Raw genomic sequence first — 20,609 nt, 5'->3', positions numbered from 1 at the left:
CAATGAGTGACACATATTTGATTAAAAAGACCAAAAACGAGGTATAATTTAGTGATGAAGAATCTGGATAGCCTGGATCGCAGGATCTTGCGCGAGTTGCAGAAGGACGGCCGCCTTTCCAACACTGAACTTTCCGAGCGTATCAGCCTTTCGCAAACGGCCACAACCGAACGGGTAAAGCGCCTGACTCGCGATGGCTATATCCTTGGCTATACGGCAAAATTGTCGCCCAAAAAGCTCGACCGCGCAATGCTGGTCTTTGTCGAAATCAAGCTCGACCGCACGACGCCGGACGTATTTGCTACCTTTGCCGCAGCCACGCGCCGCAACCCCGATGTAATGGAGTGCCATATGGTCGCCGGCGGCTTCGATTATTTGATCAAGGCCCGCGTCGCCGACATGGAGCACTACCGGCGGTTTCTGTCCGATGCCCTTCTTTCCTTGCCTGGAGTGCGCGAAACGCACACCTACGCGGTCATGGAAGAGGTGAAGGAATCATCGGCCTTGCCAGTCTGACCCCTCAACTGCCTACCTCACGACGCACAACCGTGCATGCGTGGTGAACGCGGACGATTTGCTCCATGACTTGAGAGTTGAAGGCAGAAGCACCCGCGCCGGGCCAGCGGTGTATCGGACAGGATAGGCTTTTCCGACTGAGGCAACAGCCTTGCCATCAAACTTGGAGGTGTATGCTCATGCGGAGTTTGCCGTTTAGCATCACCCTGGTCGTGAAAAGGATCCGGAATCGCTGGCAAGTGACCATCCGGATCCAATTCAACTAACCAGGAAAGAGGGTGGGCGAAAGCTCGCCCTCACTCCAGCATCAAATATAGCAATTTACCAAGCCAAGTCCACTACTGCTGCAGCACCTGCTTTATGTCGATAAGGTTTGAACGCACCCGCAGGATGTAGAAGCCCATCGTCGTCAGATGGTTCGGCAACAGCCAGCCGCCCTCGCTTCCATTGGCGATGATCCACGGCTTGATGTTGAGCGCCGAACGCAATTGTCCGTCCATGCCGTCCCAAAGCGGTGCCAGATGCTTTTCCTGCAGAACCTGGTTGAAGTCGACCTGCGCCGCGTTCATGAGACCGTAATAGGCATAGAGCTGCCCGTAGGCGAACCAGAAGCGGTCGTCGGCGCGGAAATCGAACCAGCCGTAATTATTGTTTTCGGATCTGTCCTTGAGAATGGCGGAAGTTCCGCCGATGTCGTTGGCGATGCGGTCGATGAACTGGATAAGATTGTCGGCGCGGGCATCGAAGATGGCGTTGCAACTCTCAAGCTTGGCGTTGAACGTGCGCAGGTCGCGCACGGCCGAGCGATAATAGCTCGGCGTCGGCGTCTTCGGACCGAATGGATTGAGGCCGAAGTACCAGGAATCTTCCGCAAACTGCAGGTTGCCGCGTGCCTTCTGCAGGTCTGCATCGATCTGCGACGTGCCGCGGATACGGCCGAGCGTATCGACGAGTTCGACTGCGGTACGCCGCACCGCATTGTTGATGCCGCGCTGGAACGAAGCCTTGTTGTCCATGAAGGGCGTGTCGTCCCAATCCTTGCCGAAAAAGCCGAGCTTATAGAGCAGCATGGATGATATCCATCCATTCTGGTTCACGTTGAAGTCGGTCAGATCGGCCGTCACTTCGACGATGGCCGAACGTGCGCATGTCTTTGCGCCGGTTGCAGCCGCCTGCGCTATCGGCTCGCCCGCGGGGACGTTGCGGCTCTTGAAATCATAGACATTGACGTAGTCGGGATTGAAATTGGTCCAGACCTGCGTGTTGTAGAAGAAATAGCCGTAGAGCCCCAGCCAGACCAGGACCAGAACGCCAAGCACTGCCTTTAGAATGAGTCCGCGCTGGCCATACCATTTGCCGATCCAGATGAAGGGCCAGAGGATAAGACCGATCAGAAAACCGATCCCGCGCCCGATATAATAAAACAAACGGCTGAAAAAATTGATCACGGGCTCGAGCATCCTGTTTCCTCGTTACTGTTCAAGTCCATAGAGCCGTTTGTGCAGCCCCTCAGGCTTCTCACATAGGCGGTTTTGAAGGTGCGGACAATGTTGCGTTGCGAATTAACACCGCTGCCATGAGACGGGTAATCGTCTAATGTACAAAACTACGACAACCCGTACATCTTCTTTCGCAACCCTTCCTTGTCCTTGAGATACTTCGCCTTGAGTATGTCGACGACGTGCTCCTGATAGGCCGGGTTCCACGTCTGGTAATCGGTATAGAACCCGGGCTTGTTGAAGACATAGCGGGCGAGGAAATCGAAGGGGACGAAATCGCTGATCAATTGATTGACGAGCCAGGCGTCGGCGTGGCGTGGTGCGGCACGTACGACGAGGAACCGTCGCTTCGGCTCGATCTCCGCCATGTTGAGCTGGCCGGTCTGGCTGATCTCGCGCTTGGCGGCATTGAGGAACGGCCAGGTGCCGTCATGATTGATTGAAGCGGCATTGGCGTGGATCCAGGTCTGCAGCCAGATATGGTCGATGTTGCGCAAATCGCGGTCGGGTTCCAGCGTCTGGATGAGATGGCGGATGACCATCTCACCGCGATTTTCGAGGTATCCGGACTGTTCGATCCAGGATGCGCGCGGCAGTTCTAGCCGTGAGGTCGTTGCGAGAAACTGGAAAACCGCTTCGGCATCCCGGATCGAGATATAGTTCACTTGCCACGGGCGCGAACGGCGAAAGCCGGGGGCTGACGGATCGCCGATGACGGTCGTGGTGTTGTCATCGACGAAGATATATGTGCCGCCGAAATGGCTGGTCCAATAGGCACGGTGGCGGAAGATCACCTTGTCGGGCACGAGCGAGTTCTCGCGTATGTCGCCTGTGACCTTGGCAAGCGCTACCATGCGCGTGATCATGGCATCGTCGCGCCATGCGTCCGGTTCGTTCTGCAGCCGGTCGACGAGGAGCCGCAGTTCCGCTGCCTGGCCCATGACATTTTCGGCCGAAAGCACGCGGAATTCCACCTGATTGATCGAAAGCAAATCCTCGATATCGTTGACCACCGACACCGAGTCTTCGATCTCCCCGTAGATGACGTCCTTGATCGTCAGCGCATTGATGGCGCGGGCATTGTTCGAAAAGAATTCGTACATCAATTGCGATGTGTTGGAGAACTGCGTGTGGACCACAGGAAGGTCGGCCTGCGCCGGCGTAAGGATGATGAACCGGCGATTGACACCGTTCGGATCGAGATAGGACGGATCCTTCAGTTCAGCGGCAATTTCCGGCGAGAACCCGGTGCGGTCGATATTGAAGGCACTGAGCTGCGTTGCGGCAAAACCAAAGGCTGCGAGCGCGCGATTGTAGCGTTCGATCAGATGCGGCTGATCGACCTGGAGCAGGCGGCCATAGATCAGTTCGTTTTCGTAGAGCAGATCCACCGATCACACCCCTCTGCGCTGCCGCGCATCTTCCCCACAAGTGGGAAGATCGGCTTTGCCTGAAAGCGACGCGAGATTAAACATCCCACTGTCCTTTCGCCTTCAAGGTCTCGACTTCGCGCACCGCTCGCTCGCGCAGCCTCGCGTCGCGGACCATTTTTTCCACGGCAGCATCATCGGACTTGTCGGCGTAGCGGAATTCGGAATCCGCATAGCGGTTGGTTTCCTGCAGCACCATTTCCATCGTGAACGGCTTGCGCAATTCCTCGATCATCGCTTTCTTCTCGTCATAACCCTTGTGCATGAAGGTTTCGGGTTTCTCGAACCATTCGTCAGGTAACTCGACATCCATCGCCCGCATCTTGATGGCATCGGTGACATTCTTAATGGCGCGGCCGGTAAATCGCGGTTCGCGCTCCTTGATCATATGCAGGTAGGTGCCGATATCGGCGAGCGTCTCCGGCGCACCGTTTTCGGCAATGAAGCGGTCATATACAGAGCGAAGCCCGTCCTCCTGTGGCTCCGAAAGTTGATCATAGGCGGTCTCGACAGCGCGTTCGATCTGCTGTGCCTCAAAGAGCTTGTGGTCGCCTAGCGGAATCTTATGATTCTTGCCGGCGAGCAGCGCAAAAATGTCGATATAGTCGTCGCGGGATTGTGGGCCGTCCACGAGCCAACGGGCACCTGCCCGCTGGCGCAGGGCATCGTCGACATTCTCCGGGTAGTTGGAAAACATGCCGAACGCGCAATTGCCGCGCACAACGGTCGAGGCGCCGGAAAATGCCTCCATCAAAACACCGGTGATTTCGTGCTGGCCGGACGAGGCGCGATCATCGGAGCGCTTTGCCGCCACTTGGTCGATATCATCGATCGTCCCGAAGCCGATGGCGCGTGGGTTGAGCACGTTGGTGACGAACTGCTTGCAGTTCTGCCCTGACTTGCCCTGATAGGACGAAATCTGGTCGACGCCGAAATTCTCATAATGGAAGGGATAGCCCGCGACCTGGCAGTAATCATTGACGAGGCCGGCGATCATCTGGATTAGCGTCGTCTTGCCCGTTCCCGGCGCGCCGTCGCCGATGAAAGTGAAGAGAAATCCGCCAAGCTCGACAAAGGGATTGAGCTGCCGGTCGAAATCATAGGCCATCAGCATTTTTGACAGTTTCAGGGCCTGGAACTTGGCGATGTGATTACCGACGACTTCATCGGGTTTCTTGAAAGTCATCGTCAGCGGCGTGCGCTTCTTCGATGGCGCAACGTCGAAACCGTCCAGCGTGAAATCATCGCTGTCCAGCCGCAAATGTGTGTTTTCGAAATTGCCCAGCCCATCGAAGCGCGCCTTGCGACGCAGCAGCCCTTCGATCGACTGCGCAGCGAACGCCTTGGCTCGCGAGAGCATGGCCTGTTCGTCACTGGCGCCGGAGATCGTCCCGTCGAGCCCGGCAATTACCGATTTCAGCGCATCCTGCGCCGTATCGAAATTGAAATCGGGTTCGGCAATATCGCTGACGGGTTCCGCATCGGATTCGACAAACTGCGCAAGGTAGGCCGCAAGTGTAAAAGCCGCAACGTAAGCCGCAGCCGACAAAAGCCGCTTGAAGTGGCTTGCATCCTCACCCTGCAGCGGTGCTGACGCATTGCGGGCACCAAGGCTCTCAAGGTCGCTCTGACGCCCGAAAATATCGGCAACCGCAAGCGCGACGGCGACACCCCGGCGGGCGCGAAACAGCAATGTATGCTGCGCGATCGACAGCATCTGGTCGTCGGGTCGCACGGACTGGATCGACTTTGCCAATTCGACTTCGCGCGTCTTCCGTAAACCACCGGTCGAAATGGTAGGAACGAAACGTCGGCCGGTTCCTGCGATTTCGGTGCCGGCTTTGCCCTCGCCGGTCTCAAGAGAGACAAAACGCGTCACCATCGCCTGCGCCACCGCCAGATGCCGGGCAATGTCCTGTTCGCTGATGGTCGTCAGACCGATATCCATGGCCGTCTCCTCAAATGCGGCATCGCCTGCCGGCAAAACCCGGGCATCTAGATGCCGCTTATCACCTGGCCGTTGGACAGGATATGCGTCTGGAACCCCGTGAAGATGCGCGATGCTTCGCCGGACGCGTAAAGCGCCTGATATGCTTCGTGCGGCACCAGCGCATGCTGCTCATAATGGCTGACGCCCTGGCGCGTGGCTTCCAGATCGTCGGTATTGATGTGGAATTCCTCACGCGCCGGCTCCGACGACCAGAGCCCGCGTTTGCCCGGCTTCTCAGCAACCGAAAATACTTCCTGCAATGTCCAGGTGAGAAGCCACGCGTCTTCCGGACGGCGCACGCTGCCCAGCACATCGGCAACCTTCTGATTGTGCTCGGTAATACCGGCCGTATAAAACGGGCCGAGCACGAAACGGCGCAACTGCTTGGGGTGAAGCTCGGGAAAGTCCTGATCGAGGCTGGTCGCAATCGTCACCGGCGAAAGCGAATAAGCGGAATTCCTGGCCGCGAAATCATCGAAGCGGCGCGCCAGGACCGGATTAAGCAGGCCGCCGACAGGAAGCGGAATTTTCACAGCAGGATTGAGCTTGCCGTCCTTTCCGACCAGCGCCTCGACCATATCCTCTGAGGAATCCTCGATAACCGCCATATAGACGAGCGGCAGGTTTGAAGCACCGTCGAAGGCGCCCCAATGCACGACGTAGAACGGGCGCATCGTTTTCGGATTGACGGAAACTCGGATGGTTTCGGGCAAAAGGAAGGGTGAGAAAACTTCGCCCCTTTCGACGGTCTCAAAATAAACGCGCTCCGCCATCGAACGCTGTAGGTCGTGGGGAAAGTCGCGACTGCGCAGAATGAAATCGGCCATTTCACTTCGCAGCGCCTCGGCCGGTGGTATTGCCGCAAGCCTTGCCTTGGCGTCCTTCTTGTCATTCTCAAGTTCAAGAACGTTCTGAAACACCGGAAATCCGCTATCTGCGCGCGATATGCGGAACCGTTCGGCAAAGCCGAGCCGGTTGCGCCAGCAGTCGAACGAGGCGCTCAGCCGCTGCAGGTATTGCGCGACGGTCTGGGCCACCAGGCCATGCTTGTAGAGCGGGGAATCCTGCTGGTTCAAGAATATGCCGAGCCCGTCCAGCGCAGAGCGAATGGCGCCAAAATAGCGCTCGGCCACCCCGATGTCCGCTTTATCGTCCATAGACTAGCTCTTCACGTAGTCAGCGGTGTTGTGCTTCTTGAGTACTTCAGAGAACCGGCGCGAGAATGCGTCGTCGGCGAGCTTCTTGCGCCGCTGTATGTCCTGCGAACTCACCATGTTCTTTTCATGCATTTCGAGAAGGTCGCCAATGTGCTTTTGTGCAGCGGCCCCCACACCGGCCATCGTCTCTTCGGCCGCCGTGTCGACCTTGCTGCCGAGTGTATTGATCTTGTGCGCAACGTCCTGCTGCGCCGCCGTCTTCAACGAGTCCTCGAGCGCCTTGTAAAGGACGATGCGCTGTTCGGTATCGATCGACAACTTGTTGATCAGTGTGCTTTGCGCGGCGATCTGATTGTTGAGCGAATCGACGAAGGTCTGGAACATTGAGGTGTAGCGCTCCAGAGTCTGGCTTTCGGCGAGCAGTTCCTGCTCCTTTGCCTGACGCTCATTGTACTCGGTCGCAAGCTTTGAGCGCTCGCCTTCGAGCGCGGCCCGTGCGCCCTGATCCGTTGACGCCGCGATGCGGTTTTCGATGTCGAGCAGTTGCGGGTTCAGTTCCTCTATTCGCTTCTGCGTGGCTTCGAGATTGGCGATCGTCGTCTTGCGCCGTTCGATGACCGAGGCGAGGCTCGTCTCAGACGTCTTGTAGCGCTGGTCGAGGACACCCTTCTGCTCCTTCAGGATACCGACGATGCGATCGGACTTGGCAAGAAGCTCCTGCAGGTTGCCAGCAAGCGACATGTTGCGGACGCGGTCGGAACGCATGCGCTGCATCTTCTGTTTCGAAAACACGCCGATGAATTTTTCCCAGCCGGAATAGCCCTTCATGCTCTCGAATTCGGAGCCGAAGACGTTGGTGGCATCCTCAAGACCGATGATGAGTTCAGCGATATTGCCTTCCATCACCTTCTGCTGCCGCAGCACATCGTCAATGCGGGCATTTTCGATATCGAAGTCTGATGCGCCGATCTTTTCATCTGCCTTGGCGAACTTGTCGAGAACGACGGTCGACTGGTCGATCTTGGTCCGCATGTCGTTGACCATGGACCGCGTCTTTTCGATTTCAGCATCGAAATTCTGCAAACTCGCCATTAGAATATTTCCTTTGTTTCCCAATAATAATTTCCGCCTCGAGCAGCGAATATAGACACGCCACACTGTGAATAAAACCCTACCAATGTACGACGACGCACAAGTAATCTATCACACTGGTGTTCTGGCCATGCGCCTTGCTATAGAACGGCGGGCATAGCGGCATGGGCGCGGTAGCAATCAAATGGGTTCGACTTCCAAAACGACGCTGAAAACGGTGTTCCGCATCGACTTTCCGAATAAGGACCGGCTCGGTCGCGGGAAGATGCAATTGCTCGAGCGCATTGCCGCCACCGGTTCGATCTCGGCTGCTGGCCGGTCGATGGATATGTCCTACAGGCGGGCCTGGCTGCTGGTCAGCGAAATGAACAAAATGTTTGCGGCCCCGGTTGTCGATTCGCAGCGAGGCGGCAAGCAAGGCGGCGGCGCGGTCGTCACCGCCTTCGGCGAAGAGCTTCTCAAGCATTTCCATGCCATGGAGGCGAAAATCGCTGCGGCAATTGCCGAGGACATCGATTGGCTGGACGCCAACCGCAGCAAGACGACGACGCCGCCGGACGATCAGTAGGGCTCCAGCGCCACTGTCTTGATGATGGCGTAGACGGGAAGCCCCAGCTTCAAACCGAGCCTCTCGCAGGATAGCTGCGTGATGCGCGCGAGGATCGGCGCACCGTCGCATTCGATGCGGATGTCGGCAGAGCCGGCTGCGTCGAGGCTGATCGCCTCGACGGTTCCCTCGATGATGTTCAGCGCACTGAGATGCTCCGGCCGCATGGTCGACAGCATGACATCCTTGGCGAGGATATGAACGCGGACAGATCGGCCTTCGGCAATTTCCGTACCCGAAACATAGAGGCGGGAAGAGTTGAACCCAATGATGGCAAGCCGGTGAACAGCGTCGTATGTCACGACCTTGCCTTGGACAACCGCGCCGGCTTCGCGCCTTGAGGCTGCAACCGAGACGGAGGTTGCATTGAGAACGTCTGTTGCGGCGCCTGCCATGGCGACCTTGCCCTCGCTCAGCGCGATCACCCTGTCGGCAAGCCGCGCCACTTCCGCGACCGAATGGCTGACATAGATGATCGGAATATTCATCTCATCACGCAACGCCTCGAGATAGGGCAGGATCTCGGCTTTGCGGGTGTCGTCCAGCGCGGCAAGCGGCTCATCCATCAAGAGCAGGCGCGGCGACGACAAAAGCGCCCTGCCGATGGCGACGCGCTGCTTTTCGCCGCCCGACAGCTTTCCTGGCCGACGGTCGAGAAGTCCGCCAATGCCAAGGAGGTCGACGATCTTCGCAAGATTGTCCGCTCGATCCTGCTTCGGCGTGAACCAGCGGCCGTAGTTGAGGTTTTGCAGCACCGAAAGGTGCGGAAAGAGCCTTCCTTCCTGGAACACCGTCGCGAAGCGGCGCTTGTGCTTCGCCACGAAGATGCCGCGTTGCGTATCGAGCAGAACATCGCCATCGAAAACGATCCTGCCCTCGGTGGGACGCGCCAGGCCCGCAATGATACGGATCACCGAGGTCTTGCCCGACCCCGAACGTCCGAACAGGGCAGTGACGCCGCTTTCCGAAACGAAGGCCACGTCGAGATCGAAGACGCCAAGCCGTTGTCTCGCCTCAAACTGCAGCCTCATTCGAATTCCACCCGACGTCCGACGAGATATGCCATGAATTCCGATGCCATCAGCGCGGCCATGGATATGACGACGGAGATCATCGTCAGCCGGAATGCGGCGGCGTCGCCCCCCGGCACCTGTGTGAACGTATAGATCGCCGCGGAAAGCGTCTGCGTTTCGCCAGGGATATTTGAAACGAAGGTGATTGTCGCGCCGAATTCACCCATTGCCTTGGCAAAGGAAAGGATCATGCCGGCAATAATTCCGGGCAGGATCAGCGGCAGCGTTACGGTGAGGAACACCCAGGCCGGGCTTGCGCCGAGCGTGGCCGCGGCATCCTCCAGGCGCCGGTCGACCGCCTCGACTGACAGGCGGATGCTGCGCACCATCAAGGGAAACCCCATTACGCCGCAGGCAAGCGCGGCGCCAGTCCAGCGGAAGGAAAGGACGATGCCAAGGTATTCGGCCAGGAATGCGCCGAGCGGGCCGCGCCTGCCGAACAGGATCAGAAGAATGAAGCCGGTAACGACCGGCGGCAGGATGAGCGGCAGATGAACGATGCCGTTGAGGATCGATTTGCCCCAGAATTTTCCGCGGGCGAGCAGGATGCCGACGAAGATGCCGGGAATGAGGCTGGCAAGCATCGCAACTGAAGCAATCCGCAGCGTAAGGTGGACCGCAGTCCACTCTTCATTGCTTAATGGCAACCAGTCCAATGCATGCCCCTCGCCCGTTCAAATTGCAGGACTATCCAAACGCAAGGTCCGGATAGTCCGAGGATGTTACTTCAATACGGTAAATCCTTGCTTTTCAAAGAATGGCGTTGCCTTGTCCGATTTGATGTAGTCGAGCAGCGACGCAGCATCCGGGTTCTTGCTTTCAGCGAGGAGGGCGATCGGGTAGATGATCGGCTTATGGCTGTCTTCGGGGAACGTGCCGACAATCTTCACTTCCTTGTCGGCAGCTGCATCGGTCTGGTAGACGATGCCGTAAGGCGCCTCGCCGCGCGATACGAGCAGGAGAGCGGCACGCACGCTTTCCGCGCCGGCAACCTTCTTTTCAACCGACGACCACACGCCAAGCGACTCAAGCGCCTCCTTGCCGTATTTGCCGGCCGGAACGGAATCGACTGCACCCATTGCAAGGCGGCCATCGCCAAGAAGCTTTGCAAGATCAAAGCCTTTCTTGATTTCGACAGGTTCGGCCCTGTCCTTGCCAGCGACGAGGACGATGCGGTTACCCAGAAGGTTCTTGCGCGTATCCGCCTTGATCAGGTTCTTCTTGGCGACATAATCCATCCAGTCGAGATCGGCCGAAACGAAGATATCGGCCGGCGCACCGGATTCGATCTGCTTGGCGAGCGCCGAACTCGCCGCATAGGAAATCGCCGTTTCCTTGCCGGACTCTTTCGTCCAGGCGGCGGCGATATCGTCAAGGGCGTTCTTCAGGCTTGCCGCAGCAAATACCGTGACCTTCTCCTGCGCCTGTGCCGTTGCAACCGGCCCTGCCAAGCCAAGCCACGCCGCCGCACATGCGGCCGCTGCCAATTTCAACCATTGCCGACGTTGAATGCCCATTTAACCCTCCAGTTCAGGCGTTCGAGATATTTTTCTGAATATATCGGTGGGCATCAGATAGCCAGTGTTATATTTCTTGAAACATATTGCTCGGTGACCGGAGGATCGGCGCATGCAAAGGATAGCGTTTTTGACATTGCTTTTCCTGAGCTTCGCGCTTGCGGCACGGGCAGAAACCCTCACCGACGCAGCTGGTCGCACCGTCGAACTTCCGGCCCGCGTCGAACGCATTATGGCGGCAGGGCCGCCCGCCTCGGTTCTCCTATATGTGCTGGCCCCGCAGAAGCTCGCAGGCTGGGTACACGCCCCTCGCCCGAGGAGGGCAAGCTCCTTCTCCCGGATGCACTGAAATTGCCAGAACTGGGGCGGCTGACCGGCAAAGGGAATGCGATCCGCGCCGACATCGTGACGAAGGCCAAGCCGGATTTGATTATCGATGTGGGCGATGTCAGCGAGGAATATGCAGCTCTCGCATCGCGTATCCAGAACGAGACCGGCGTGCCCTATATACTCCTCGACGGAAGCCTCGCGAAGACGCCCGAGGTTTTCGAGACGTTGGGGAAGGTCGTCGGAGAACCTGAACGCGGCAGGGAACTTGCGCGATACGCCAGGATGACACTGGACAAGGTTAACGCCGGTCTCGCCAAGATTCCCGCCGACCACCGTCCCCGGGTCTATTACGGGCGGGGCGCCGATGGACTGCAGACCGGGCTCGCCCGTTCCATCAATCTCGAGTTGCTCGACGCCCTCGGCGCGGTCAATGTTGCCGCCGAAAAGTGGCAAGGCGGGTTGACGAAAGTGACGCCGGAAGAGGTCGCCAAATGGAATCCCGACATTATCATTGCAGCGGACCCGAAGTTCGCTGCCCTGGCGCGATCCGACCCTGCCTGGAGCGGCATCAATGCAGTGAAAAGCGGCCGTGTCTTCGTCCAGCCGGCACTGCCCTTCGGCTGGTTCGACGGGCCGCCGGGCGTCAACCGCCTGATGGGCATAATCTGGCTGGAACAATTGCTCTATTCCGATGTATTCCCGACCGACCTGCGCAAGGAAGCGAAAGCGCTTTACAAGGCCTTCTATCAGGTCGATCTAAGTGACGCGCAATTTGACCGATTATTGCAGGAAAAGCCCTAGGAGCGAAAAATGGTACGGGAGAATGAAATTCGCGCCAATGAAGTAGCGGTCAGAGCGCCCGAGCCGGCTGATGCCGCCCTCACTTTCATCGGCCGGATCTCAACGCCGTGGACTTCTCGCCTCACATGTCCACGTCAGGGCCGCCACGATGGGCCGCTCTGCACTATCGAAGTATTCGAGCCCTGGGCGGCCGGACTTGAAGGCGTTGCAGCGTTCGAGCGGCTCGAAGTCCTCTACTGGCTCGACCGGTCGCGCCGCGATCTCGTCCTGCAAAGCCCTGGCAATAATGGCGTGGTTCACGGCACATTCTCGTTGCGCTCGCCGGTCCGGCCGAATCCTATCGGCACGGCCATCGTCAAGCTCGAAGCTGTTAACGGGTCAATCCTGTCAGTGCGCGGGCTCGATTGCCTCGACGGCACACCGCTTCTCGATATCAAGCCGGATAGGACGCTGTTCAAGCCGATTGCACCGCCACAGCCCGGCGATTTCGAAGCCGATCCGGCCGCGACGGCAACCTATTGTCAGAAGCGGTAGAGAATTCTAGTCGATTGCGACCATCACGTCGGAGGCCTTGACCACTGCATAGGCGTTGTCGCCGACCTTGAGGCCGAGCTCATCGACGGCCTCATTGGTGATCGAGGCCGTGACGACCGATCCACCAACGTCGATGCGGACATGGGCGGTCGTCGCGCCCTTGGTGACCTCTACGACCTTGCCTTTCAGACGGTTGCGTGCGCTGATTTTCATGAGTGTCCTCCGTTATCGCGCCTGCCGCGCTTGTTGAGTGTGCGACCATACCTTGCCTTGCCGGTACTGGCCATTGAAGACTTATAGAGCCTTGAAATCGCCCAGCGAGACGCGCCCCGTCTCTTCCTCCCAATGCTTGCGGCACAGCGAAACATAAAGGGATTTCTCGATCGCCACCTGGTCGCCCTCGGTCAGCGCATGACCCTCGGGATCGCGACGGATAACCATCGTCGCCTTGGCGCCGCAATGGCAGATGGTGCGGATTTCACGCAAGCTGTCGGCTATGGCGAGAAGTTCCGACGAGCCCGGAAACAGCTTGCCCTGAAAATCCGTGCGAAGCCCGAAGCACATGACCGGAATGTTGAGCCGGTCGGCAACGCGCGCGAGCTGCCATACCTGATCCTTCGTCAGGAATTGCGCTTCATCGACAAATACGCAGCTGATGGCACTAACCTTGTGCGCGACGGCAATTCGTTCGAACAGCCTGTCGTTTTCGCGATAAAGCTCTGCAGCGGCGCTGACGCCGAGGCGCGACGTTATTTTTCCAACGCCGTTTTCGGCATAGTGCGCGGCGGTAAACAGCATCGTGCGCATGCCACGCTCTTGATAATTATAGGAAGCCTGCAGCAGCAGCGTCGATTTGCCGGCATTCATTGCCGAATAGCTGAAATAGAGTTTTGCCATGACCTGCTTTAACCGGAATGAGCGGTGGCATGCACCCCTCACACAAGCTTGTCCGCAACTTTTGTCGGATTTTTAACAACTGTCGCGATTTGACCGGATTTATGCGCGCCTATGCTTGAATGGCCGCCGATTTGGTGCTTGGTTCTTGCAAGTATCAACCGGGAGAAACCCGGAGAGGGAGAACTACCAATGAACGTACTATCCAAACTCACCGTTTCGCTGGCTCTTGTTTTGTCTGCTGGCACCGCGTTTGCCGCCGAGCCCGATTCCTGCAAGGCCGTTCGTTTCGCCGACGTCGGCTGGACCGACATTACCGCAACCACCGCAGCGACGAGCGAAGTGCTCAAGGCGCTTGGTTATTCCACGGACACGAAGGTTCTTTCCGTTCCTGTCACTTACGCCTCGCTCGGCAAGAAGGACATGGACGTCTTCCTCGGCAACTGGATGCCGACAATGGCTGCCGACATCAAGCCATACCTAGAAAACAAGACCGTCGAGGATCTGGGCCCGAACCTCACCGGCGCGAAATATACCCTCGCCGTGCCGCAATATCTCTATGACGAGGGTCTCAAGGATTTCAAGGACATCGCCAAGTTCAAGGACAAGCTGGGCGGCAAGATCTACGGCATCGAACCCGGCAATGACGGCAATCGCCTCATTCTCGGCATGATCTCCAAGGACCAGTTCGGATTGAAGGATTTCGAGCTCGCGGAATCATCCGAGCAAGGCATGCTGGCGCAGGTTGCCAAGGACACGAAGGGCAAGAAGCCGATCGTCTTCCTTGGCTGGGAACCGCATCCCATGAATACGAACTTCAAGCTCGCCTATCTTTCCGGTGGTGATGACGTATTCGGTCCTGATTTTGGCGGCGCCGTCGTCCACACCAACGTCCGTGCGGGCTATACGACCGAATGCCCGAATGTTGGCAAGCTGCTGACCAATCTCAAATTCAATCTTGAGATGGAAAACCAGATCATGGGCAAGATCCTCGACGATGGCGAGGATGCACCCAAGGCTGCATCGGAATGGCTCAAGGCCAATCCCGCCGTTCTCGATACCTGGCTGGCTGGCGTTACCACCGTCGACGGCAAGGAAGGTCTGCCCGCCGTCAAGTCGGCTCTGGGACTCTAACAGGCGATCCCGACGGGGGAACGGCTGTAACAACGAAAAGAAGCTAGGCCGCCCGGCACATCCGCCGGACGGCTCCTTTCATCCATTCGTTTCGCGACAGAGGGATATTTCCGCTTGGACTGGTTAACGCAAGATAAGATTCCGGTTGGCAGGACTGCCAAGCAAATCGTCGATTGGCTGACGAACAATTTCGCCTGGTTCTTCGACGGTCTCGCGATCCTGATGCAGGGCTTCATCGACGCTCTCATGTTCGTCCTCAAATACCCGCATCCTCTCATCATGATCGCGATCTTTTCGGCGATCGCCTATGCGCTGCGCCGTTCTATTGGCGTTACTATCCTGACTGCGCTTGGCTTCCTTTTCATCCTCAACCAGGGCTACTGGCAAGAGACGATGGAGACCCTGACGCTCGTCCTTTCATCCTGCATCCTGTGCATGGGCATCGGCGTGCCGATCGGCATCATCGCCGCCCATCGCCCCAAATTCTATGCGGCGATCCGGCCGATTCTCGACCTCATGCAGACCTTGCCGACCTTCGTCTACCTCATTCCGGCCATCGTCTTCTTCGGCATCGGCATGGTACCGGGCCTGCTTGCGACCGCCATTTTCGTTCTCCCAGCGCCGATTCGCCTGACCCATCTCGGCGTCTCTTCGACGCCGACGCATCTGATCGAGGCTGGCGAAGCCTTCGGCGCCTCGTCGCGCCAACTCCTGTGGAAGATCGAACTGCCCTATGCCATGCCGCAGATACTGGCCGGCCTCACCCAGACGATCATGCTCTCGTTGTCGATGGTCGTCATTGCCGCGCTCGTCGGCGCCGATGGGCTAGGCGTTCCGGTCGTCCGCGCGCTCAACTCGGTCAATACCGCGCTCGGCTTTGAAGCAGGGCTTGTCATCGTGGTCGTCGCCATCGTGCTTGACCGCATCTTCCGTCCCGGCAAGGAGGCAGGGGAATGACCGCGATTACGCTCGACAATGTCTGCATTATCTTCGGCAAGAAGACGGACGGTTCGCTCGCGCTTGCCGATAAGGGCAAGAGCCGTTCGGATATCCAGGCCGAGACCGGCCACGTGCTCGGCGTGCATAATTGCTCGATCACGATAGAGGAAGGTGAAATCGTCGTGCTCATGGGGTTATCCGGCTCCGGCAAATCCACGCTTCTGCGGGCGATCAACCGACTTAACCCGATCTCCCGCGGTTCCGTCGTCGTTCATAACAATGGCCGTTCCATCGATGTCGGCAAAGCCGACAAGGGTACGCTGCGGGATCTGCGCAAGCATCTCGTTTCAATGGTGTTCCAGCAATTCGGCCTGCTCCCCTGGCGCACGGTCGAGGAAAATGTCGGGTTTGGCCTGGAGCTTTCCGGCGTTCCCAAGGAAGAGCGGGCCAAGGCCGTCCAGCAGCAGCTCGAACTGGTGAACCTCAAGGATTGGGCAAAGCGCAAGGTCGGCGAACTTTCCGGTGGCATGCAGCAGCGCGTCGGCCTCGCCCGTGCCTTCGCCACCGGCGCGCCTATCCTGCTCATGGATGAACCCTTCTCGGCGCTCGACCCGCTGATTCGCACGAGGCTCCAGGATGAGCTTTTGAGCCTGCAGGCGCGCCTGAAGAAGACCATCGTTTTTGTCAGCCACGACCTTGATGAGGCGATGAAAATCGGCAATCGCATTGCCATCATGGAGGGCGGCCGCATCATCCAGTGCGGCACGGCGCAGGACATCCTGCTCAACCCGGCAGATGACTATGTGGCGGATTTCGTCGCCAACATGAACCCGCTTGGGGTGCTGACGGCGGCGGATATTATGGTGCCGCTCGACCGGACCCGGCCGGCCAGCCGGCCTTTTGCCGCAACGGCGCGTCCGGAAACCCCGGTACGTGAAATAATGCAGGCTGTCGCCAAGAACAGCGGCGACGTCGGCGTCGTCGACAAGGGCACCATACTCGGCATGATTTCGGCCGACGACATTGTCCGCGGTCTGCTACGACACCAGAAGCACTAGCCTTTACTCGGCCTCGGATTGATCCTCGTCATCGCGGGATTTGCCGGCTGGCTGCCAGGATTGCGGCGAGACCTTTTTTTGCGTGCTGGAATCAGTAAAGATCCACCAACCGGCATCGGTCTCGTCCCACTGTCCTCCCGTCGCCTTCAGCCGCTCGAGCGAGCGATACTGGCCGATCGATTCGTTTTCCTGGCCATCTTCGTCGGTCCAGAAAACCGTGACCTTGCTTCCGTCCTTGGGCGCCGTGGAAATTGGCTGTTTGCCGGCCATGCGTATCGCTCCCTGCTTCATATGCGTTGTTAAGTCACCATGAAGCAGGCATCGAATGCAAGCGGTCACGCGCGTTTTCCGCAATGACCGCCTATAGGCTGGATCAGGCGGCCGCTTTCTTCTTCTCGATACGGGCGCGAATGCTTTCGACATCGGCCTTCGGCGTCGCCGCAAACAGCGTCTTCGTATAGCTGTGCTGCGGGTTGGCGAAGACCTCGTCGCGCGTACCGTACTCGACGACCTCGCCGTAATACATCACCATCACCTCGTCGGCGATGTAGCGCACCACCGAAAGGTCGTGGCTGATGAAGACGTAGGTGAGGTTGAACTCGTCCTGCAGGTCGGCGAGGAGATTGAGCACCTGCGCCTGCACAGAAAGGTCGAGCGCGGAGACGGGCTCATCGAGGACAAGCAGGCTCGGGCTCAGCATCAGCGCGCGGGCGATGGCAATGCGCTGGCGCTGTCCGCCGGAAAACATGTGCGGATAGCGGTTATAGTGCTCGGGGCCAAGACCGACCTTAATCAGCATCTGCATGGCAAGGTCACGACGTTCCGCCGCCGTCTTCTTCGTGTTGAGGAGCAGCGGTTCGCCCAGCACCTCACCGATCTTCTGGCGCGGATTGAGCGAGCCATAGGGGTTCTGGAAAATGATCTGCACCTTGCGGCGCAGTTCGGGCGTCACGGTATCCTTGGCGATATTGATCGGCTTGCCTTCGATCAGAAGTTCGCCCGACGTCTGCGGATCGATCAGCGTCAGGATGCGCCCGAGCGTTGACTTGCCGCAACCGCTCTCGCCCACAATCGCGAGTGTCTTGCCGCGTTCGAGCGTGAAACTGACGCCCTTGACGGCCCGCACGGATTTGTCCTTGCCGAACAGGCCCCCGCCGACGTGATAGTCACGGATGATATTGCGGCCTTCGAGCACGATCTCGCTCATGGTGCCACTCCTGCATTGGCCGCTTCGTTCTTCATGAAATCCGCAACGGTCGACAACCGGTCGCCGGTGGCATTTTCCGGCAGGGCTGAAAGCAGCGCGCGCGTATAGGCATTCTTGGGCGATTCGAAGAGCGTCAGCACATCCGCCTCTTCCATCTTGCGCCCCTTATATTGAACGATGACGCGATCGGCGGTTTCCGCAACGACGCCCATGTCGTGGGTGATCATGATGAGCCCCATGCCGTGCTTGGCCTGCAGGCCGACGAGCAGATCGAGAATCTGCTTCTGGATGGTCACATCAAGCGCAGTCGTCGGCTCGTCGGCGATCAGGAGCTTGGGGTTGCAGGCGATTGCGATGGCAATCATCACGCGCTGGCACTGGCCGCCCGACATCTGGTGCGGAAACGAATTCAATCGTTCTTCCGGCGTTGGAATGCCGACCTGCTTGAGCAGTTCGATCGCCCGCTGGCGGCGCGCCTTTCCATCCATTTTCATGTGGACGCGCAAGACTTCCTCAAGCTGGAAGCCGACGGTAAAGCACGGATTGAGGCTGGCAACCGGCTCCTGGAAGATCATGGCGACGTCGCGGCCGACGATCTCGCGCCGTTGATTGGACGACATCGCGAGAAGATCGTGTCCGTCGAAGGTCATGCTGTCGGCGGTCACCGTAGCGGTCTTCGGAAGAAGCCCCATGACCGCGAGCATGGCCACCGACTTGCCCGAGCCGGATTCACCGACGATCGCGAGCACCTCGCGCGCATTAACATGCAGGTCGATGCCCTGTACCGCCATGAAGAGACCGCTGCTGGTATCGAAGCCGACCGACAGATTCTTGATTTCTAGAAGCGCCATGCTCAGCTCCTCTTCAGTTTCGGATCGAGAGCATCGCGCAGCCCGTCGCCTACGAGATTGATGGCAAGGACGGTAATGAGGATGGCGAGGCCGGGGAAGGTGACAACCCACCAGGCGCGCAGGATGAATTCACGTGCTTCAGCAAGCATCGTACCCCATTCCGGCGTCGGCGGCTGGGCGCCCATGCCGAGAAAGCCGAGAGCGGCCGCTTCGAGGATGGCGTTCGAGAAGGAAAGTGTCCCCTGCACGATCAGCGGTGCGAGACAGTTCGGCAGGATAGTCTTGAACATCAGCCGCAAGTGGCCTGCCCCGGCGAGCTTCGAGGCGACCACATATTCGCGGTTCTTTTCGCTCATCACCGCCGCGCGTGTCAGGCGGGCAAAATGCGGCTGCAGGACCAGAGCGATTGCGATCATCGCGTTGAAGAGCCCAGGTCCGAGGATTGCAACAAGCACGAGGGCGAGGAGCAGCGGCGGGAATGCGAGAATGATATCCATGATGCGCATGATCAGCGCATCGACCCAGCCACGGAAATAGCCGGCGAGCACGCCAAGGATCACACCGGTTACCATCGAGATCGTCACGACGATAAGGCCGATGAACAGCGAGAAGCGTGCGCCGTAGATGAGGCGCGAGAGCAGGTCACGGCCGACCGCGTCCGTTCCGAGCAGGAACATCGAATTGCCGCCGGTCTGCCAGGATGGCGGCGTCAGCAGCGCTTCGCGGTATTGCTGGTAGGGCGCGTGGGGCGCGAGCACCGGCGCGAAAATGGCGACGAGCATGAGGAAGACGAGGACGCCAAAGCCGATCACAGCGCCCTTGTTGACGCTGAAATAGAACCAGAATTCCGAGAGTCGTGCCATCCGCCCCGCGGACTTGGGCGCGGCGAGCGGTACGGGAGGGGAAACTTCGTTAGTCAAGACTTCCTCACTTTACGCGGATGCGCGGATTGACGACTGCATAGAGCAGATCGACAATCAAATTTACGGTCATGACGATGAGCGCGACGAGCATGAGGCCACCTTGCACGACAACATAGTCGCGCTTGGCAATTGCGTCGATCATCCATTTACCGATGCCCGGCCAAGAGAAGATCGTCTCAGTCAGAATCGCGCCCGCCATCAACAGGCCCATCTGCAAACCGATCGTCGTAATGACGGGGATCATGGCATTGCGCAGGGCGTGAACGCCGATGACCCGGCGGGGTGCGAGGCCCTTGGCGCGCGCCGTGCGCACATAGTCTTCGCCCAGCACTTCGAGCATGGCCGAACGCGTTTGCCGCGCAATGACGGCGAGCGGGATCGTACCGAGCACGATCGTTGGTAGAACGAGATGCGAGAATGCCGATTTGAAGGCGCCCTTCGGCCCCGAAATCAGGCTGTCGATCAGCATGAAACCAGTGGTGGGTTTGAAGAAATAGATGAGATCCATGCGGCCGGAAACCGGTGTCCAATGCAGGATGCCGGCAAAAAGAATGATCAGCAGGATGCCCCACCAGAAGATCGGCATCGAATAACCGACAAGCGCGATGCCCATGCTGAGCTGGTCGAACACCGAGCCGCGCTTCACGGCGGCAAAAATACCGGCGGGAATTCCGATGATGGTCGCAAAGAGCATCGCACAGATGCTGAGCTCAAGCGTCGCCGGAAAGAGCGTCAGGAAGTCGGTGAGAACTGCGCGCTTGCTGGCAATGGATGTTCCAAAATCCCCGTGGAATATGTTCCAGACGAACGAGAAATATTGTTCCCAAATCGGCCTGTTGAAACCGAACTGCTCCATGAGCAGTTGATGCCGCTCGGGCGTCATGCCGCGTTCACCGGCAAGCGCGATGACCGGATCACCAGGAAGCAGGCGGATGAAGATAAAGGCAATGAAGCTGATGCCGATGAATGTCGGGATCAGCAGCAGCACTCGGGAAGCGATATAACGGAACATGGCAACCTGAAAAAATGCGGTACCGGCCGAAGCCGGTACCGCGAG

At 58.4% G+C, this 20,609-nt stretch carries 23 protein-coding genes; 8 read left to right on the top strand and 15 right to left on the bottom strand.

Annotation, left to right across the window (positions count from 1 at the left end):
* Nucleotides 1-54: 54 nt before the first annotated feature.
* Entirely contained in the window at nucleotides 55-516 is a 462-nt protein-coding gene (locus BLR72_RS00985) for an Lrp/AsnC ligand binding domain-containing protein (protein WP_027233468.1), read from the top strand.
* A gap of 338 nt (nucleotides 517-854) precedes the next feature.
* Here BLR72_RS00985 and BLR72_RS00980 read toward each other — a convergent pair whose 3' ends face one another.
* The 5 genes from BLR72_RS00980 to BLR72_RS00960 form a co-directional block, all read right to left on the bottom strand.
* Nucleotides 855-1,976 carry a DUF2333 family protein gene (locus BLR72_RS00980; protein ID WP_027233469.1) on the bottom strand — a complete coding sequence of 374 codons (1,122 nt, stop codon included), beginning with the start codon at nucleotides 1,974-1,976 and terminating at the stop codon, nucleotides 855-857.
* A gap of 146 nt (nucleotides 1,977-2,122) precedes the next feature.
* Complete coding sequence (locus BLR72_RS00975) at nucleotides 2,123-3,406, bottom strand: DUF6638 family protein (protein ID WP_091944214.1); 1,284 nt, start codon at nucleotides 3,404-3,406, stop codon at nucleotides 2,123-2,125.
* Between the two features lie 76 nt (nucleotides 3,407-3,482).
* Complete coding sequence (locus BLR72_RS00970) at nucleotides 3,483-5,393, bottom strand: AAA family ATPase (RefSeq protein WP_091946404.1); 1,911 nt, start codon at nucleotides 5,391-5,393, stop codon at nucleotides 3,483-3,485.
* Nucleotides 5,394-5,440: 47 nt separating this feature from the next.
* Entirely contained in the window at nucleotides 5,441-6,592 is a 1,152-nt protein-coding gene (locus tag BLR72_RS00965; protein WP_091944211.1) for a hypothetical protein, read from the bottom strand.
* A 3-nt stretch (nucleotides 6,593-6,595) separates the two neighbouring features.
* Complete coding sequence (locus tag BLR72_RS00960) at nucleotides 6,596-7,684, bottom strand: coiled-coil domain-containing protein (protein ID WP_091944208.1); 1,089 nt, start codon at nucleotides 7,682-7,684, stop codon at nucleotides 6,596-6,598.
* A gap of 184 nt (nucleotides 7,685-7,868) precedes the next feature.
* On the opposite strand from BLR72_RS00960, the gene BLR72_RS00955 reads away from it, so the two are divergent.
* Nucleotides 7,869-8,252, top strand: coding sequence for a winged helix-turn-helix domain-containing protein (locus BLR72_RS00955; protein ID WP_091944205.1), 384 nt, complete (start codon nucleotides 7,869-7,871; stop codon nucleotides 8,250-8,252).
* Here BLR72_RS00955 and modC read toward each other — a convergent pair.
* The 3 genes from modC to modA form a co-directional block, all read right to left on the bottom strand.
* Nucleotides 8,246-9,322, bottom strand: coding sequence for a molybdenum ABC transporter ATP-binding protein (gene modC, locus BLR72_RS00950; RefSeq protein WP_091944202.1), 1,077 nt, complete (start codon nucleotides 9,320-9,322; stop codon nucleotides 8,246-8,248). The two genes, BLR72_RS00955 and modC, sit on opposite strands and share 7 nt — an antisense overlap.
* Nucleotides 9,319-10,020, bottom strand: coding sequence for a molybdate ABC transporter permease subunit (gene modB, locus BLR72_RS00945; RefSeq protein WP_091944199.1), 702 nt, complete (start codon nucleotides 10,018-10,020; stop codon nucleotides 9,319-9,321). The genes modC and modB overlap by 4 nt, the downstream gene beginning before the upstream one ends.
* A gap of 66 nt (nucleotides 10,021-10,086) precedes the next feature.
* Nucleotides 10,087-10,875, bottom strand: a complete 789-nt coding sequence (modA, locus tag BLR72_RS00940; protein WP_175492288.1) for a molybdate ABC transporter substrate-binding protein — start codon at nucleotides 10,873-10,875, stop codon at nucleotides 10,087-10,089.
* A 136-nt stretch (nucleotides 10,876-11,011) separates the two neighbouring features.
* Between modA and BLR72_RS22635 the strand changes: the two genes are divergently transcribed.
* The 3 genes from BLR72_RS22635 to tsaA are packed head-to-tail and all read left to right on the top strand — an operon-like array spanning nucleotide 11,012 to nucleotide 12,546.
* A complete protein-coding gene (locus BLR72_RS22635; RefSeq protein WP_244506587.1) occupies nucleotides 11,012-11,230 on the top strand; it encodes a hypothetical protein in 219 nt (72 codons plus the stop codon).
* A 2-nt stretch (nucleotides 11,231-11,232) separates the two neighbouring features.
* A complete protein-coding gene (locus BLR72_RS00935; RefSeq protein ID WP_244506586.1) occupies nucleotides 11,233-12,012 on the top strand; it encodes an ABC transporter substrate-binding protein in 780 nt (259 codons plus the stop codon).
* A 9-nt stretch (nucleotides 12,013-12,021) separates the two neighbouring features.
* On the top strand, nucleotides 12,022-12,546 hold the full coding sequence (gene tsaA, locus BLR72_RS00930) for a tRNA (N6-threonylcarbamoyladenosine(37)-N6)-methyltransferase TrmO (protein ID WP_091944193.1): 525 nt from the start codon (nucleotides 12,022-12,024) through the stop codon (nucleotides 12,544-12,546).
* A gap of 6 nt (nucleotides 12,547-12,552) precedes the next feature.
* On the opposite strand, the gene BLR72_RS00925 is transcribed toward tsaA, so the two are convergent.
* Together BLR72_RS00925 and BLR72_RS00920 are read right to left on the bottom strand one after the other, a co-directional pair.
* Complete coding sequence (locus tag BLR72_RS00925; protein ID WP_027233480.1) at nucleotides 12,553-12,759, bottom strand: TOBE domain-containing protein; 207 nt, start codon at nucleotides 12,757-12,759, stop codon at nucleotides 12,553-12,555.
* An 81-nt stretch (nucleotides 12,760-12,840) separates the two neighbouring features.
* Nucleotides 12,841-13,443: a thymidine kinase gene (locus BLR72_RS00920; RefSeq protein ID WP_091944190.1), complete on the bottom strand. Its 603-nt coding sequence runs from the start codon at nucleotides 13,441-13,443 to the stop codon at nucleotides 12,841-12,843.
* A 189-nt stretch (nucleotides 13,444-13,632) separates the two neighbouring features.
* On the opposite strand from BLR72_RS00920, the gene BLR72_RS00915 reads away from it, so the two are divergent.
* The 3 genes from BLR72_RS00915 to choV all read left to right on the top strand — a co-directional run bounded on the left by BLR72_RS00915 (nucleotide 13,633) and on the right by choV (nucleotide 16,571).
* On the top strand, nucleotides 13,633-14,574 hold the full coding sequence (locus BLR72_RS00915; RefSeq protein ID WP_027233482.1) for a choline ABC transporter substrate-binding protein: 942 nt from the start codon (nucleotides 13,633-13,635) through the stop codon (nucleotides 14,572-14,574).
* Nucleotides 14,575-14,688: 114 nt separating this feature from the next.
* A complete protein-coding gene (gene choW / locus BLR72_RS00910; protein ID WP_091944188.1) occupies nucleotides 14,689-15,531 on the top strand; it encodes a choline ABC transporter permease subunit in 843 nt (280 codons plus the stop codon).
* Nucleotides 15,528-16,571, top strand: coding sequence for a choline ABC transporter ATP-binding protein (gene choV / locus BLR72_RS00905; protein WP_091944185.1), 1,044 nt, complete (start codon nucleotides 15,528-15,530; stop codon nucleotides 16,569-16,571). The genes choW and choV overlap by 4 nt, the downstream gene beginning before the upstream one ends.
* Nucleotides 16,572-16,574: 3 nt before the next feature.
* On the opposite strand, the gene BLR72_RS00900 is transcribed toward choV, so the two are convergent.
* The 5 genes from BLR72_RS00900 to BLR72_RS00880 all read right to left on the bottom strand — a co-directional run bounded on the left by BLR72_RS00900 (nucleotide 16,575) and on the right by BLR72_RS00880 (nucleotide 20,564).
* On the bottom strand, nucleotides 16,575-16,841 hold the full coding sequence (locus BLR72_RS00900; protein WP_091944182.1) for a hypothetical protein: 267 nt from the start codon (nucleotides 16,839-16,841) through the stop codon (nucleotides 16,575-16,577).
* Nucleotides 16,842-16,944: 103 nt separating this feature from the next.
* Nucleotides 16,945-17,778 (bottom strand): dipeptide ABC transporter ATP-binding protein, encoded by an 834-nt coding sequence (locus BLR72_RS00895; protein WP_027233486.1) that lies wholly within the window; start codon nucleotides 17,776-17,778, stop codon nucleotides 16,945-16,947.
* A complete protein-coding gene (locus BLR72_RS00890) occupies nucleotides 17,775-18,629 on the bottom strand; it encodes an ABC transporter ATP-binding protein (RefSeq protein WP_051615418.1) in 855 nt (284 codons plus the stop codon). Before BLR72_RS00890 ends, BLR72_RS00895 begins: the two co-directional genes overlap by 4 nt.
* A gap of 2 nt (nucleotides 18,630-18,631) precedes the next feature.
* The gene (locus BLR72_RS00885) at nucleotides 18,632-19,492 is read right to left on the bottom strand and encodes an ABC transporter permease subunit (RefSeq protein WP_051615420.1); all 861 of its coding nucleotides are present in this window, start codon (nucleotides 19,490-19,492) and stop codon (nucleotides 18,632-18,634) included.
* Nucleotides 19,493-19,556: 64 nt separating this feature from the next.
* A complete protein-coding gene (locus BLR72_RS00880; RefSeq protein ID WP_027233488.1) occupies nucleotides 19,557-20,564 on the bottom strand; it encodes an ABC transporter permease subunit in 1,008 nt (335 codons plus the stop codon).
* Nucleotides 20,565-20,609 lie beyond the last annotated feature (45 nt).

The organism is Phyllobacterium sp. YR620, assembly GCF_900104165.1.
GTDB classification, from domain to species: domain Bacteria; phylum Pseudomonadota; class Alphaproteobacteria; order Rhizobiales; family Rhizobiaceae; genus Phyllobacterium; species Phyllobacterium pellucidum.
Note: the sequence above shows the minus strand (reverse complement) of the source record. Positions and strands in the feature narration are given on the sequence as shown.

Excerpts from the sequence above, each read along its gene's own strand:
- BLR72_RS00880 (WP_027233488.1), bottom strand. The coding sequence starts at position 20,564 with ATGTTCCGTTATATCGCTTCCCGAGTGCTGCTGCTGATCCCGACATTC.
- tsaA (WP_091944193.1), top strand. The coding sequence starts at position 12,022 with ATGGTACGGGAGAATGAAATTCGCGCCAATGAAGTAGCGGTCAGAGCG.
- BLR72_RS00915 (WP_027233482.1), top strand. The coding sequence starts at position 13,633 with ATGAACGTACTATCCAAACTCACCGTTTCGCTGGCTCTTGTTTTGTCT.
- modC (WP_091944202.1), bottom strand. The coding sequence starts at position 9,322 with ATGAGGCTGCAGTTTGAGGCGAGACAACGGCTTGGCGTCTTCGATCTC.
- BLR72_RS00925 (WP_027233480.1), bottom strand. The coding sequence starts at position 12,759 with ATGAAAATCAGCGCACGCAACCGTCTGAAAGGCAAGGTCGTAGAGGTC.
- BLR72_RS00955 (WP_091944205.1), top strand. The coding sequence starts at position 7,869 with ATGGGTTCGACTTCCAAAACGACGCTGAAAACGGTGTTCCGCATCGAC.
- BLR72_RS00980 (WP_027233469.1), bottom strand. The coding sequence starts at position 1,976 with ATGCTCGAGCCCGTGATCAATTTTTTCAGCCGTTTGTTTTATTATATC.
- BLR72_RS00970 (WP_091946404.1), bottom strand. The coding sequence starts at position 5,393 with ATGGATATCGGTCTGACGACCATCAGCGAACAGGACATTGCCCGGCAT.
- BLR72_RS00960 (WP_091944208.1), bottom strand. The coding sequence starts at position 7,684 with ATGGCGAGTTTGCAGAATTTCGATGCTGAAATCGAAAAGACGCGGTCC.
- BLR72_RS00985 (WP_027233468.1), top strand. The coding sequence starts at position 55 with ATGAAGAATCTGGATAGCCTGGATCGCAGGATCTTGCGCGAGTTGCAG.
- BLR72_RS00885 (WP_051615420.1), bottom strand. The coding sequence starts at position 19,492 with ATGGCACGACTCTCGGAATTCTGGTTCTATTTCAGCGTCAACAAGGGC.
- BLR72_RS00965 (WP_091944211.1), bottom strand. The coding sequence starts at position 6,592 with ATGGACGATAAAGCGGACATCGGGGTGGCCGAGCGCTATTTTGGCGCC.
- BLR72_RS00895 (WP_027233486.1), bottom strand. The coding sequence starts at position 17,778 with ATGAGCGAGATCGTGCTCGAAGGCCGCAATATCATCCGTGACTATCAC.
- choV (WP_091944185.1), top strand. The coding sequence starts at position 15,528 with ATGACCGCGATTACGCTCGACAATGTCTGCATTATCTTCGGCAAGAAG.
- BLR72_RS00920 (WP_091944190.1), bottom strand. The coding sequence starts at position 13,443 with ATGGCAAAACTCTATTTCAGCTATTCGGCAATGAATGCCGGCAAATCG.
- BLR72_RS00890 (WP_051615418.1), bottom strand. The coding sequence starts at position 18,629 with ATGGCGCTTCTAGAAATCAAGAATCTGTCGGTCGGCTTCGATACCAGC.
- BLR72_RS00900 (WP_091944182.1), bottom strand. The coding sequence starts at position 16,841 with ATGGCCGGCAAACAGCCAATTTCCACGGCGCCCAAGGACGGAAGCAAG.